Source organism: uncultured Marinobacter sp. (assembly GCF_963974375.1).
Taxonomy (GTDB): Bacteria; Pseudomonadota; Gammaproteobacteria; order Pseudomonadales; family Oleiphilaceae; genus Marinobacter.
This window is the reverse complement of sequence record NZ_CAXBDN010000017.1, coordinates 17946-30750: the sequence shown is the minus strand read 5'-3', so window position 1 is coordinate 30750 and position 12805 is coordinate 17946. Positions and strand designations below refer to the sequence as shown.

The window sequence follows — 12805 nt, the reverse complement described above, 5'->3', positions numbered from 1 at the left end:
CGATCTGATCGATAACAACAATTCCTCCTTCACCCGCCAGAACGAAATGAAGGGCCTCGGCCACGCCATTCTTACCGGCCGTGCTCTGGTGGGTGATAACCCGTTTGCAGTGGTACTGGCGGATGACTTCTGTGTGGCCACCGACGGTGGTGATGGCGTGCTGGCCCAGATGGTCAAGCTGTACAACCAGTTCCGCTGTTCCATTGTCGCCATCGAAGAAGTACCGGAAGACGAAACCCACAAGTACGGTGTGATTGCCGGTGAGTCCATGAAAGACGGCCTTTACCGCATCACCGACATGGTGGAAAAGCCGGCACCGGAAGATGCTCCGTCCAACCTGGCAATCATCGGCCGGTACATCCTGACCCCGGACATTTTCGACATTCTGGAGCGCACGCCCCCGGGCAAGAACGGCGAGGTACAGATCACCGACGCCCTGCTGGAGCAGGCCCACAACGGCTGTGTCCTGGCCTACAAATTCAAGGGCCGCCGGTTCGATTGCGGCAGCATTGATGGCTTTGTGGAAGCCACCAACTACGTATATGAGAACGTGTACAAGGCGGGCAAGTCCTAATCGGCATCCGGCAGGGGGCGAACCCTTGCCAGTTCTCTTTCCAGCTCATCAATCGCCCCGCTCAGTTCGTCACTGTTGGAGAACGCGAGTCCGGGCAGCTCCAGCTGACCCGGGTCCACCGGGCTATCCGGGTCCAGCATTGATTCCAGAGTCACCTCCAGTCGCTGGCAGAGATCAATAAGCTCCGGGACTGAGGGATAACTGCGCAATGACAGGTCGCGGGACTCCCAAGCCTCCACAGTACGCTCATCGGTATTACAGGCCGCCGCCACCTCGGCCCTGGTGACGCGGCGGGCTTCACGAAGTTCCCGCAAACGCTGATTGAATTCCCGTAGATAACGCATGGATGTGAGCTCCCTGTGCGCCCTCGACGCTGCTGATCGTTGATGCGGTCAGTGGCCGCCGAGGTCTTTCTGCATGTCTGCCAGTGTCGCCTGCCAGTCCCGCTCGGCCGCAAAGCCGGTCTCCAGCGGGCGCATGCGGGCGTGCTCGATGAGCTGGCGAACCCCGTGCACCACCACCGGATCATGGTCGCAGGAAGGCGCCACCAACGCTACCGACCGGGTCAGCAAATCCTGACGCTGGTCGCTGGCCGCCACTTCATCCACCAGGCCACAGGCCAGTGCTTGTTCCGCATTCAGGCGGTGGCCACAAAGCATCATTCGTTTCGCCAGGGACTCACCCACCAGCCGGGGCAGCAACTGGGTGCTGCCGCCCATGGGAATCCGGTTGCGGCCCATGGGACTGAAACCAAACTCCGCCGCCGGCGAGGACACCCGGAAATCACAGCACAGTGCCAGCGCCAGCCCCTCATCGCTGGCCGCACCATTGATGGCGGCGACAATCAGCCCCGGGTAGCGACGCAGAGCGCTGAAGGCCTGAGAATAGATCCGCGCCAGCCGGGTCAGCGCCACCAGCGACCGGTCGGCGTCTGCGGCCGTGCCGGAGCAAAAATGGCTGTCTTCACCGCCACTGATAATCAACGCCCGCCATTTTCTGGTGTTGGCCTGACTGGTCAGCTCCAGAGCAAACGCCTCCAGGGCGCCGGCGTGCCAGGCATTATGCTCCGGCAGTGCCAGATCAATCACGGCAATGCCCTCAGGTGCCTGGTCAGTCAGCTCGCGGGCATCGGTTACTGAAAACACGTCAGGAGAACTCCGGTCTGGCTTGATGAAACAATGGTAACCAATGCATTACACCCGAGCGCGGACAGTTTGGCAAACCCGTCAGTGACTTACCGGCGACGACTTGCAGTGCGCTGCCCTGTGGCCAGTCACTGACTGGTAGATTAACGCCATGGGCCCTAAAGTGAATCATTGACGGTTTTCATCGTACTTGTCTGTTAACACATTCGTTCCGTGCGCACGTCAGCGGGACCGGAGCAGGAATACGCAGGGACACAACCCTGCCTGAACGGAGCAAATTCATGACAGCACAGGTCAACCCGTTAAATCAGGAACAGGCCTGGGAGTTGGTATTGGCATCGCTGACGGCGGTCCGTGCCGGCAAGGCACCGCCTGAACCAGGCAACCCCGGGGAGCGACCGGAAAGCGCTGAACAGCGGTTGGCTGATCAGCTGCTGAATGTTTTTCTTCCGCTGGTGGCACCCCTGGCTCCGAACCGGCCATCGTCGGTGATTGCCCAGCTTGGCCAGAGCCTGGACGGGCGCATCGCGACAGTGACCGGAAAGTCCCGCTACATCAATGGTGAGGATGGCCTGCTGCACCTGCATCGACTGCGGGCGGTATCCGATGCCGTCATCGTGGGTTCCGGCACCGCCTCCGCCGACAACCCGCGGCTGACCGTGCGCCTGGCCCACGGCCCGAATCCGGTTCGGGTGCTGATTGATCGCCACCGCAAGGTACCGGACAGCCACCACCTGTTCTGTGATGGCAGTGCCCCCACCCTGCGGCTGGTGGCGACAAAGTACGGGTCAGGGCCACTGCCAGCGACACTCAGCGGTGGCGTCCAGGAAGTGGCCTGCCTGACCGACAGTGACGGCCCTATCAATCCTGAGGAAGTGCTTGCGGTGCTCAGCCACTTCCGGCTGCGCCGGCTATTTGTCGAGGGTGGCGGTCAGACCGTTTCCACGTTCCTGCAGAAGGGACTGCTGGACCGGCTGCATGTGATTGTGGCCCCGATGATTATCGGCAGCGGTCAACCGGCCTTCACCCTGCGGGAAATCGACAGCCTGAAAGACGCTCTGCGACCGGAGACCCGTATGGTCAATCTGGGATCGGATATGTTGTTTGATCTGAACTTCCGGGGGCGCTGAGCAGCCACAGGGCGCCCGGCAGCGCCGACACCAGCACCAGCAGGCCGTAGGCCACGGCCAGGGCAACACCCTCCTCCGCCGGCAGCCCCGCCAGCGGCCAGAGTATGGCGGCCGCCCCCTCCCGGATACCCCAGCCGGCAACCGTCAGCGGAATCACCATGGTGAGCAACAGCACACTGCACAGTGCCAGCAACAAACCCGGGCTGGCCGTAGCCGTCACCGACCCCTGAGCCAGCGCCAGCAACCAGAACACCAGCAGGTAACTACCCAGCACCAGCAGCGACGACCCCAGCTGCACCGGGGTTGCCTGCCACCCCAGCAGCGCCTGGCTGGCATCAGCGAGCAATTGCCCAAACCAGCGCCGCAGCGCTGGCACCCAGCGGACCAGCAGAATCAGGCCAAGCGCCAGGACCAGTAACCCCGATACCAGACCTGACGACGCCGGAAAGCCCTCAGCCATGCCCGGCAAATACATCAGTAGCAGGCCACCACCCACCAGCAGCAACACCAGCTGGCCGGACAGCCGCTCCAGCATGACGCCATGGATGGCACGCTGCCAGTCACCGGCCCATAAGCCCTGGCGCCAGGCCCGGCCGGCATCGCCCACCACCCCACCGGGCAACACCTGATTGATAAACGTCGCAAGATAATACTCCCGCACCGCAGCACCCAGCGGCAGCTGCCCACCCAGACAACGCACGGTGTACTGCCAGCGCCAGGCCGACAGGGCCACCTGCATGGGCGTCACCAGCAGAGCCAGCAACACCCAGCCCGGATGCAGCTCGGCCAGGCGCTGGCCGATAGACGCAAAGTCTATCCACCAGGCCACCAGCACCAGAATCAGCACAGTCGCGAGCCAACGGATGGCCGTTTTCCAGGGCACTGCGCCAGGTGATGCCGCGGTCATTCCTGGTCAGGCCGGCCAGAGGGGCTGGCAAACAGATCCTGATGGCTGACGGTGATTTCAAGAATACCGTCCTTGGCCTCCTGTTCCCGGGTGTGATGCCACTGCACCAACCAGGCCGGCCACTCACCCAGCTGTTCTGCCGCGGCTTCAACCCAACCGGCCATCAGTGCTTTCTTGAGATCGCCATGCTCCCGATCCAGCTGCCAGGGGCTGTCGGCCACCACCACGTCATAACCCCGGGCAGTGAGGTTATCCGCCAGCAGGCGGGTTGCCTCGGGTCCGGCGGCGCCGCCACTGCCCTTGTCGCGATGCTGATGATCATTGACCAGCGCACGCAACCGGGCATCGTCCGGGTGCTCCGGTGACAGCCGAAAATCACCGCTGTAGGACAGCACAATCAGCACTGCGGCCCTGCGACGGGCAGCGGCCTCACTGAGGGCCTGCAGCCAGTCTGCAGACACCAGATCAATCAGTGCCGACGCGGAGATCAGATTCGCCGCCTCCGGTATCTGCTGATCCAGAGACTCGGCGGTCAGCCAGGCCTGCTGAATGGTCACCTGCGACTGATCCTCCAGCCGCTGTTGCAGCCGGTCCAGCAGACGCTCGTCCTGATCCAGCAGGTGCCATTGCGTGCGTTCCGGTACCCGGTGAGCCAGATAACGGTAGTTGGAGCCGGTTCCGGTCCCCAGGTCCACTGCCACCGGCTGTTCGTACTGGGCCAGCCAGCCCAGGGTCTGAGCCGTCAGCTGCGGGCATCGGGCCTGGTGATCGGCGGGTTTGCGCAGCGCCAGCCAGGCGTCATCAAAGAGCGAGCCTGGCGGGGCGGCGGCCGGATTTCTGTCCTGCAGTCCGGTAAAACGGAGTACCAGCGAGCGAAAGGCCCCCGCAGAATCCAGCCAGGTGTTGAGTCGGTCGCGGCTGTCTGCCGCGCCACTGGCCAGGGCTTGCAGGGCGTCGCGATCTTCCATCAGTGACCGCAGCCGGGCCGTCAGAGCCGCCACATCACCAGCCTTGTAGCGCACTGCGCCGGGACGGTCAGCGGTGCGCTGGAGGGCGCCGCCATCCGATGAGACCACCGGCAGGCCCCAGGCCAGGGCTTCATCAATAACCATGCCATAGCCCTCATGGCGGGAAGGCAGCACAAACAGGTCTGCCTCCCGGAAAGCCTCGGCCAGTTCGGCTCCGGACAGCTCGCCCGCCACCTGCACCCGGTCGGTCAGGCCTTTTTCGGCAATCAGCCGGCACACTTCGCGGGCATACTCCCGGTCGCGATGGGGCGAACCCACCAGCTGACAGGTCCAGTCCAGTTCTGTCAGTCCGGCCAGCGCCGTCACCAGATCGGTCTGGGCCTTGCGCTCGGACAGGTGGGCCACCGTCAGCAGCCGCAACGGACCGGTATCCCTCCGAGGCGACGGTGCCTCACCCAGGGCCACCCCGGGCTCCACCACGCCAATCAGCCCGGGGGGCACCCCGTAACGGTTTTCCCCCGGCAGACTTTCAGCGGTGGTGGTGCTGGTGGTGATCACACCCCGCACCAGGCCGAGGGCACGACGTTCCGACGCTTTCAGCCAGTGGCGATCATCCTCACTGAGGCCAGTCTCATCCGCCAGTGGATGGTGCACCAGAGCAAGCAATTGCAACCGCTGTGCATGAGCGGCCACCGCCTCCGGCAGCCCTCCCATGGCAAGACCATCAAGGATGACCACAGACTGATCCGGCAGTGCGGCCAGGGCGTCCTCCATGGCGGCCATGGCCTCGCTGTCCGGTCGCGGGAAGCTGCCTCGCAGGCCGATAATGCGGGCCGGCTGACCAAGGTCACTCAACGCCCTCACCAGAGCGCGCACATAGCCATAGCCGCCGGTCAACTGGTTCGGATCACCGGGAACCACAAAGATCCAGCTTGCGTTACGCTGAGGGGATACATTGGTTTCAGGCATGACTGCGGTCTCAGAGCTCACCACGGTAGCTGGCCCAGGCAATGTGGGACTCGGCCAGGGTGACATTGAGCCCGCTCAGGCCGTTGCCGGTCTTGCCCAGTTTGCCGTCGCGAATTCCAGCTGCCATCTGGTCAAATACCCAGCGAGCCATGAATTCGGTGGTGGTGTTGCGTCCGCTAAACTGTGGCAGTTCATCCAGATTCTGCATGTTGATCTCACCAAGCAGCTCTTTCAGCACCTCAGAGGCCAGGCCGATGTCCACCACCAGATCGTCGCTGTCCAGTTCACTGCGCTCAAAGGTAACGTCCACAACGTAGGTAGCCCCATGCATCTTCTGGGCAGGGCCAAAAATTTCGCCATTGAAACTGTGGGCGATCATGACGTGATCCCGGACGGTCAGACTGTACATTCGACGACTCCTGAAAGCGTAAAAAGAGCATGAAAAACTCCGGCCGCTCAGATTCTGGCCAGAGCTCTCTGCAGATTACTGATAGACAATACGATGGCAAATTATATCGGTAGCAGTCGCAAGGGTAGCCATGACCTCGGGTAAGGTTTCAAACGCCGACTCACCGGTAATCAACTGGTCCAGACTGTCATCCTGCAATAACTCCAGAGCCAATGCCATCCGTTTACGGTAGTCCCACCGGGGCGTGCGCCCTGCCGGCAGGTGCCCGACCTGGCTTGAGACCAGCTGCAGGCGCCTGGCGTGAAAGGCTTCGCCCAGAGGCGCGGTGACCGGGGTGGCGCCATACCAGCTCATTTCCACGATCCGGCCTTCCTGCCCGGCCAGGGCGAGAGCCGTGGACAGACCGGCGCCGTGACCGCTGGTGTGAAAGACCAGGTCGTGATCGTCGTCATCACAGTGTTCGGCGAAGGTTACCCCCAGGGTTTCAAGTACCGCCCTGCGCCGGGGGTTGGTATCAATGGCCGTCACCCGGGTGCCGGGAATACGACTGGCCAGCCAGGCCACCAGGCAACCAACGACGCCACAGCCAACCACGGCAATACGGTCACCCACCGCCGGCTGGCCGTCCCAGAGTCCGTTAATGGCGGTTTCCATATTGGCAGCCAATACGCCCCGTTCAGGTGGTAATCCATCCGGCAGCGGCGTCACGGCGCCAGCGGGCACCCGGAACCTGCGCTGATGGCGGAACAGCGAGAACACGGTCTTACCCAGCAACGATGGCTCGCCAGCCACCACCCTTCCTACATTGATGTAACCGTAACTGACCGGAAACGGGAACTCCCCCTGCTGGAACGGCGATCTCATGCGCTGATGCTCAGACTCCGGCACCCGCCCCTGGAACACCAGGCTTTCGGTACCGCGACTGATGCCACTGTAGAGGGTTTCCACCTCCACCCAGGGGGCGTCCGAATCCGCTTCCGGAACAGCGTTCAGGGGCGCCGGCTCAATCCGCCCCTGGCCGGGTCCGGTGACCCAGAAAGCGGGCGAAGTTTTCATTGACGATACTGCCATACACGCTCCATGCTGAACTCACTGTGCTGAACCGTTTGCCGGTTGCCAGGGTATAAGGATGTACAGGATAGCTTACGACAGGAGCGGCGTATGGATGTATCCGACTGGAAACAGTCTCTTGGACAGTCCGCGAGACAGACCCCATGGCGGGACCTGCTCGCTGCCGCCGCGTTTTTGTCCGCGCTGCTGCTGATCACCGATTTTGCCATGCAGCTGCCATGGTTGCCCATTATCGCCTCAGCTATATTATTCGTCAGCTTCGCACTGATCCTGACTCTGAGCCAGATTCACAGCCGCCACGTGCTCGGCCCCGCCGACCGGGTAACCCTGGCCAGAGCAGTGCTGGTGCTGTTCCTCGCCAGCCTGACCCTGCAGCCGGACCTGCTGGCCCGTCTGATCTGGCCTTTTGCCCTGCTTTGCGTGGTGGCACTACTGCTGGATGGCGTCGACGGCCACATTGCCCGCAAGACCGGCACCAGCAGCGCCTTCGGTGCCCGCTTTGACATGGAGCTGGATGCCTTCTTTATCCTGCTGCTCTGTTTTGCGGCGCTGGTGCTCGATAAGGCGGGCCCCTGGGTGCTGCTGATCGGCCTGATCCGCTATGGCTTCGTGGTCGCCGCCTTCGCAGCACCTTTTCTCAACGACCCATTGCCGGAGAGTTTCCGGCGCAAGACTGTGTGTGTCTGGCAGCTGGTCACCCTGATGATTGCGTTGCTGCCTGTCACACCCCTGTGGCTGGCTTCGGGCTCACTGCTGGTGGCCCTGATACTGCTGTGCTGGTCCTTCGCGATCGACGTCCGGTACCTGATGGCCCACCGGAACCAACCAAGGAGAACACCATGACTACTCACTCCCACTTCCAGCGGTCCGCGCCCCGGTATTCAGAACAGGGCTCGCGCAGCAAGGCTGCGGCAATGCCCTCACTGAATCCGCTCTACCTGCTGACCGCCGTCCTGTTGATCATCGCGCTGGTGTTCGCCGGCCCGGCGGCGGCAGAAGTTAAAACCTATAAAATCGATGATGAGCATTTTGCGATCACCTTCGAGGTGGACCACCTTGGCTATGCGCCGGTGATCGGCATGTTCCTGGAGGCCTCCGGCGAGTTTGAGTACGACGAAGACGCCAAAACAGTGCCCTCCGGTAAAGTGGTGGTCAAGGCAGACAGCGTGTTCAGCAATCACGACAAGCGCGATGACCATCTGAGGAAAAATGACTTTCTCGACGTTCGTCGCCACGGTGACATCACCTTTGAAGTGACCAGCTTCGAGACCACCGGCGAAAATACCGGCGAGCTGACCGGTGATCTGACCCTGCTGGGCAAGACCAATCCGGTTACTCTTGACGTTGCTCTGAACAAGTCAGCCGTTTACCCCTTCGGTCATGAGAAGTACACGCTGGGCCTGTCCGCCAGTACCACCATCAAGCGCAGCGAATGGGGTATGACCTACGCCCTGGATCCGCTGATGGTCGGTGATGAAGTCATTCTCCGCTTCGAATTCGAGGCGATTCTGCAGTAAGCACCGCCTCCGTGCCGGGGTTCCAGGTCCCCGGCATGTTTTTCATCGCTGCCGCCGCCTCGGTCTGATCCCATGATGCTGCGGAGGTTTTTCTCACGTCAGACCTGTGTATTTTTACGATTAGTGACTACTTATTAAGCATGCTAAAATCATGCGCCTTCCTTGATGTCATTCCCGGGACCCTACTGTCGTCATGCCCTTGTCGAACGCCCATAAATCCGATCTGATTCTGATCCTGGTGACCATCCTGGCCGCTGCCAGCTGGGCTTTCTCGAAAGAAGCAGTACTGCTGATGCCGCCGCTGCTGTTCATGTCACTGCGGTTTCTGATCGCCGGTGCGATCCTGGCCTGTCTCGCCCGCCGGCAGCTGATCCGTCTGCCACTGATTCAGGTCCTGCGGGGGGCACGGGTGGGGCTGGTGTTCGGTTCTGCCATGAGCCTGTGGGTGATCGGAATCTGGCTCGGCGTCAACCTGGGCGAAGCGGCGTTCATTACCAGTCTTGCAGTGGTTATCGTGCCTGTCATTGCCCGCGTGCTGTTCAAAGAACAGCAGCCACTCAGTACCTGGATAGCACTACCTGTGGCCGTCTGTGGCCTGGCCCTGCTGTCCCTTGAAAACGGATTCAGGCCCCAGACCGGACAATTGCTGTTCGCACTGTCGGCCCTGATTTTCGCCTGCTCATACATGCTGACCTCACGCACAGCAAATACCCGCACCGTGGTGAACCGCCAGGGCGAACGCGTTCAGCAGGAGCGGGTAGCGGCCTTGCCTCTGACCGCCCTGAGCATGACCACCGCCGGCCTGCTGACTGGCGTCATGTCCCTGATGTTCGAGTCCTGGCAGCCGACCTTCAGCAACTTCACTGGTGTCCTGTTCTGGTGGCTGATCGCCAGCGCGACCATAGGCACCGCTTTCCGGTTCCTTTTGCAGACATACGCCCAGAGCCTCGCCTACAACAGCCATGGCGTTGTTCTGCTGATTCTCGAACCGGTGTGGGTGGCGATCCTGGCCTGGTTCTGGTTCGACCAGAGCATGTCCGCCACCCAGGTGGCTGGCTGTGGCGTCATTCTGCTGTCGCTGCTGGTCAATCGCTGGACGGTGGTTTCCAGAGCCCTGCGCAACTGGCTGCGGAAATCCGCCCGCGCCCGGCGCATCGCCCGCCTGAGAGCCGCCCATTATGGCCCTGACCGCCCAAAAAACTATTGACCACAGCACCCGGGATCCGTATATTGCCTCCCCGTTGACACAGGACCATAGCTCAGTTGGTTAGAGCGCTACCTTGACATGGTAGAGGTCCCCGGTTCGAATCCGGGTGGTCCTACCAAATACTGAAAAGCCCCCTTGCTGCGAAGCCTGGGGGCTTTTTGTTTGCGGCTATAGTATCCCGTTGTCTTCCAACAGTTCCACTGGCTGCTGCCAACGGGCATGCATGCGGAACGATTCGATCAGGTTGTTATCGGCAAGCTGGGCATCCGTCATACAGTTCCTTCCCTGGGGTATTCAGACTTTGTAGAAATCCCGGTACCAGTCCACGAATTTGCCAAGCCCCTCTTCCAGCGAGGTTTGCGGCTTGTAGCCTACATCCGCAATCAGCGAATCCACATCGGCGTAGGTGGCCAGGACATCACCGGGCTGCATGGGCAGCAGGTTTTTATCGGCTTTTTTACCGGTTTTCTGTTCGATGATTTCGATAAACCGGGACAGTTCTTCGGGGTTGTTGCTGCCGATGTTGTACAGGCGATAAGGCGCCTTGCTGGAACCGGCATCCGGAGTCAGGCCGTTCCAGTCCGGGTTTGGCAGGGCTACGTGGTCGAGAGCCCGCACCACCCCTTCGACAATATCGTCAATGTAGGTGAAGTCCCGCTGGTGGTGGCCATGATTGAACACATCGATGGTTTCGCCGGCCAGAATCTTGCGGGTGAAGATGAACGGCGCCATATCCGGCCGGCCCCAGGGGCCATACACAGTAAAGAACCGCAGCCCGGTGGTGGGCAGCTGATACAGATGGCTGTAGGTGTGTGCCATCAACTCGTTGGCTTTCTTGGAGGCCGCGTACAGGCTCAGGGGATGATCCACATTGTCATGCACCGAGAACGGCATGGTTTCATTGGCGCCGTATACGGAGCTGCTGGAGGCGTACACCAGATGCTCCACGCCATGGTGGCGACAGCCCTCCAGCACGTTCATGAATCCCACCAGATTGGAGTCCACGTAGGCATTGGGGTTTTCCAGCGAATAGCGGACACCGGCCTGGGCGGCAAGGTGCGCTACCCGTTCCGGTTTATGGTCACGGAACAGGGTATCCATCACCGGTCGGTCGGCTATGTCCTGGCGGACTTCCATGAAGCCCTCAAAACCCCGGAGTCCGTCCAGCCTGGCCTCTTTCAGGGACACATCGTAGTAGTCATTGACATTGTCGACGCCGATGACCTCATCACCCCGCTGCAGCAGGCGAAGCGCCAGGTGGTAACCTATAAAGCCGGCAGTGCCGGTAACCAGAATTTTCACGACCTGTTCCCTGTTCCCTGATCCGCATTAAAAAAGGGCCCGGAAGGGCCCCTGTCAAAAGGTGAAGCCGGCACTGACAAATGGCCCGCCCAGCTCGATGTCCAGACGGTCGTTGCCGTCTTCGTAATCCACCGTCATCTGCCGGTAACCGGCCCGCAGGTAGGCACCGGAAAAGCTGTACTGACCGTAGGCGTTGAAGTCGTAGACCGAATCACCGTCGAAGGCGATGGCGTTACCGTCAACACCCACAGAAAGTCCACTCAGGGGAAGATCAAAACGGGCCGCCACATAGAGCATGGGAATAACCGCATCGATCTCGGTGCGGCTGAGCTGACCGCCACCAGCCACGTTCAGCTCACCGTCCAGATCGCGGGCGGTCAGGCCCAGGTCCAGATTCACCCAGTTATCCAGAATCTCGTAGTACAGAGTGACGTCCAGCTGGGTCAGTTCCAGTTCCGAGCTGACAGGTACGCCGGCACCGATACCGTCGTAACCGGTGGTCAGTGTGCCCCGGCCACTCTGGTCAATGGACAGGTAATTGACCCGTATATTGGGCAGCAGCGGCACCGGGTGCTCCAGGTACGCGGAGAAATCGGTACGGCCACTGTTGCTCAGGTTCAGATCGTTCTCTACATCCACCGCAGAGCCCTGATTCACAGCCCGGCCGGACAGATCAGAATCCCAGTAACCAATGCTGGCGCCAAGGCCAACAATGTCTGCAGTTGCGGCCATTGGCAAGGTGCCAAGACTGGCCAGCAGCAGGCCTGAGGTAAGTTTGCGCATGGGGGGTATCTCCTTGTGTCGGAGCCCCGGCCGAGATCCGGCCAGGGTCCGGTAATGATTCAGGTATCAGTCGAAGCTGATACCGAGACGGCGCCCGACTTCCTCATAGGTTTCAATAACCTCTCCGAGCCCCTGGCGAAAACGGTCCTTGTCCATTTTCTTCCGGGTCTCCTGATCCCAGATCCGGCAGCCATCGGGACTGAACTCATCCCCCAGTACGATGCGGCCTTCGCAGCGTCCGAACTCCAGCTTGTAATCCACCAGCAGCATGCCGGCGTCCGCAAACTGTTTGCGCAGGACGTTATTGACAGCGTAAGTCAGCCGCTTCATCTCGGCCAGTTCGGCTTCCGTGGCCCAGCCAAATGTCACCGCCAGCGACTCATTGACCATCGGGTCGTGGAGCGCGTCGTTTTTAAGAAACAGTTCAAAGGTCGGCGGGTTGAGATCCTTGCCCTCTTCCACCCCCAGCCGACGGCACAGGCTGCCGGCAGAGACATTGCGTACGACACACTCGACCGGAATCATATCCAGCTGTTTGACCAGGGATTCCGTCGGCGACAGCAATTCCACAAAATGGGTAGGAATGCCTTCCGCTTCAAGCCTTTCCATGATGAACGCGTTGAAGCGGTTGTTCACCATGCCCTTACGATTGAGCTGCTCTTTCTTTTCACCGTCAAATGCGGAGGTATCGTCACGGAACACCAGCACAAACCGGTTCGGATCGTCGGTGGTGAACACGGATTTGGCCTTGCCGGCGTAGAGTTCTTTACGTTTTTCCATTTCAGGTCTCCGGCCCAGGGACGAATTGCCCTGCGCGCATGTC

Annotated in this window: 14 protein-coding genes and 1 tRNA gene; 6 read left to right on the top strand and 9 right to left on the bottom strand. The window is 61.0% G+C overall.

Annotated elements, in window-relative coordinates; all coding sequences use genetic code 11:
- On the top strand, positions 1–574 hold a 574-nt coding region (locus tag AAC035_RS02790; RefSeq protein ID WP_339799732.1), incomplete at its 5' end, for a UTP--glucose-1-phosphate uridylyltransferase.
- Here AAC035_RS02790 and AAC035_RS02785 read toward each other — a convergent pair.
- Together AAC035_RS02785 and AAC035_RS02780 are read right to left on the bottom strand one after the other, a co-directional pair.
- Positions 571–918: a helix-turn-helix domain-containing protein gene (locus AAC035_RS02785; protein WP_339799730.1), complete on the bottom strand. Its 348-nt coding sequence runs from the start codon at positions 916–918 to the stop codon at positions 571–573. The genes AAC035_RS02790 and AAC035_RS02785 overlap by 4 nt on opposite strands.
- Before the next feature lie 48 nt (positions 919–966).
- Positions 967–1719, bottom strand: a complete 753-nt coding sequence (locus AAC035_RS02780) for an enoyl-CoA hydratase-related protein (RefSeq protein WP_339799728.1) — start codon at positions 1717–1719, stop codon at positions 967–969.
- A 281-nt stretch (positions 1720–2000) separates the two neighbouring features.
- On the opposite strand from AAC035_RS02780, the gene AAC035_RS02775 reads away from it, so the two are divergent.
- The gene (locus AAC035_RS02775) at positions 2001–2849 is read left to right on the top strand and encodes a RibD family protein (RefSeq protein ID WP_339799726.1); all 849 of its coding nucleotides are present in this window, start codon (positions 2001–2003) and stop codon (positions 2847–2849) included.
- On the opposite strand, the gene AAC035_RS02770 is transcribed toward AAC035_RS02775, so the two are convergent.
- From AAC035_RS02770 to AAC035_RS02755, 4 genes are all read right to left on the bottom strand, one after another.
- Positions 2800–3756, bottom strand: a complete 957-nt coding sequence (locus AAC035_RS02770) for a lysylphosphatidylglycerol synthase transmembrane domain-containing protein (RefSeq protein WP_339799724.1) — start codon at positions 3754–3756, stop codon at positions 2800–2802. The two genes, AAC035_RS02775 and AAC035_RS02770, sit on opposite strands and share 50 nt — an antisense overlap.
- The gene (locus AAC035_RS02765; protein WP_339799723.1) at positions 3753–5693 is read right to left on the bottom strand and encodes a glycosyltransferase; all 1941 of its coding nucleotides are present in this window, start codon (positions 5691–5693) and stop codon (positions 3753–3755) included. The genes AAC035_RS02770 and AAC035_RS02765 overlap by 4 nt, the downstream gene beginning before the upstream one ends.
- Positions 5694–5703: 10 nt before the next feature.
- Positions 5704–6102 (bottom strand): 6-carboxytetrahydropterin synthase, encoded by a 399-nt coding sequence (locus tag AAC035_RS02760; protein ID WP_339799721.1) that lies wholly within the window; start codon positions 6100–6102, stop codon positions 5704–5706.
- 75 nt (positions 6103–6177) lie between these two features.
- Positions 6178–7173, bottom strand: a complete 996-nt coding sequence (locus tag AAC035_RS02755; RefSeq protein WP_339799720.1) for a zinc-binding alcohol dehydrogenase — start codon at positions 7171–7173, stop codon at positions 6178–6180.
- A 90-nt stretch (positions 7174–7263) separates the two neighbouring features.
- Between AAC035_RS02755 and AAC035_RS02750 the strand changes: the two genes are divergently transcribed.
- The 4 genes from AAC035_RS02750 to AAC035_RS02735 all read left to right on the top strand — a co-directional run bounded on the left by AAC035_RS02750 (position 7264) and on the right by AAC035_RS02735 (position 10015).
- The gene (locus tag AAC035_RS02750) at positions 7264–8016 is read left to right on the top strand and encodes a CDP-alcohol phosphatidyltransferase family protein (protein ID WP_339799719.1); all 753 of its coding nucleotides are present in this window, start codon (positions 7264–7266) and stop codon (positions 8014–8016) included.
- Positions 8013–8690, top strand: coding sequence for a YceI family protein (locus AAC035_RS02745; RefSeq protein ID WP_339799718.1), 678 nt, complete (start codon positions 8013–8015; stop codon positions 8688–8690). Before AAC035_RS02750 ends, AAC035_RS02745 begins: the two co-directional genes overlap by 4 nt.
- Before the next feature lie 199 nt (positions 8691–8889).
- Positions 8890–9897, top strand: coding sequence for a DMT family transporter (locus AAC035_RS02740; RefSeq protein ID WP_339799736.1), 1008 nt, complete (start codon positions 8890–8892; stop codon positions 9895–9897).
- Between the two features lie 41 nt (positions 9898–9938).
- A tRNA-Val gene (locus AAC035_RS02735) sits at positions 9939–10015 on the top strand.
- A 176-nt stretch (positions 10016–10191) separates the two neighbouring features.
- Here AAC035_RS02735 and AAC035_RS02730 read toward each other — a convergent pair.
- The 3 genes from AAC035_RS02730 to purC form a co-directional block, all read right to left on the bottom strand.
- Positions 10192–11199, bottom strand: coding sequence for an NAD-dependent epimerase (locus AAC035_RS02730; RefSeq protein ID WP_339799716.1), 1008 nt, complete (start codon positions 11197–11199; stop codon positions 10192–10194).
- Positions 11200–11253: 54 nt separating this feature from the next.
- Positions 11254–11982: a TIGR04219 family outer membrane beta-barrel protein gene (locus AAC035_RS02725; RefSeq protein ID WP_339799715.1), complete on the bottom strand. Its 729-nt coding sequence runs from the start codon at positions 11980–11982 to the stop codon at positions 11254–11256.
- Between the two features lie 66 nt (positions 11983–12048).
- On the bottom strand, positions 12049–12762 hold the full coding sequence (purC, locus tag AAC035_RS02720; RefSeq protein ID WP_339799713.1) for a phosphoribosylaminoimidazolesuccinocarboxamide synthase: 714 nt from the start codon (positions 12760–12762) through the stop codon (positions 12049–12051).
- Positions 12763–12805 lie beyond the last annotated feature (43 nt).

Coding starts and splice junctions, on each gene's coding strand:
- AAC035_RS02750 (WP_339799719.1), top strand. CDS start 7,264: ATGGATGTATCCGACTGGAAACAGTCTCTTGGACAGTCCGCGAGACAG.
- AAC035_RS02760 (WP_339799721.1), bottom strand. CDS start 6,102: ATGTACAGTCTGACCGTCCGGGATCACGTCATGATCGCCCACAGTTTC.
- AAC035_RS02770 (WP_339799724.1), bottom strand. CDS start 3,756: ATGACCGCGGCATCACCTGGCGCAGTGCCCTGGAAAACGGCCATCCGT.
- AAC035_RS02765 (WP_339799723.1), bottom strand. CDS start 5,693: ATGCCTGAAACCAATGTATCCCCTCAGCGTAACGCAAGCTGGATCTTT.
- AAC035_RS02755 (WP_339799720.1), bottom strand. CDS start 7,173: ATGGCAGTATCGTCAATGAAAACTTCGCCCGCTTTCTGGGTCACCGGA.
- AAC035_RS02745 (WP_339799718.1), top strand. CDS start 8,013: ATGACTACTCACTCCCACTTCCAGCGGTCCGCGCCCCGGTATTCAGAA.
- purC (WP_339799713.1), bottom strand. CDS start 12,762: ATGGAAAAACGTAAAGAACTCTACGCCGGCAAGGCCAAATCCGTGTTC.
- AAC035_RS02775 (WP_339799726.1), top strand. CDS start 2,001: ATGACAGCACAGGTCAACCCGTTAAATCAGGAACAGGCCTGGGAGTTG.
- AAC035_RS02785 (WP_339799730.1), bottom strand. CDS start 918: ATGCGTTATCTACGGGAATTCAATCAGCGTTTGCGGGAACTTCGTGAA.
- AAC035_RS02725 (WP_339799715.1), bottom strand. CDS start 11,982: ATGCGCAAACTTACCTCAGGCCTGCTGCTGGCCAGTCTTGGCACCTTG.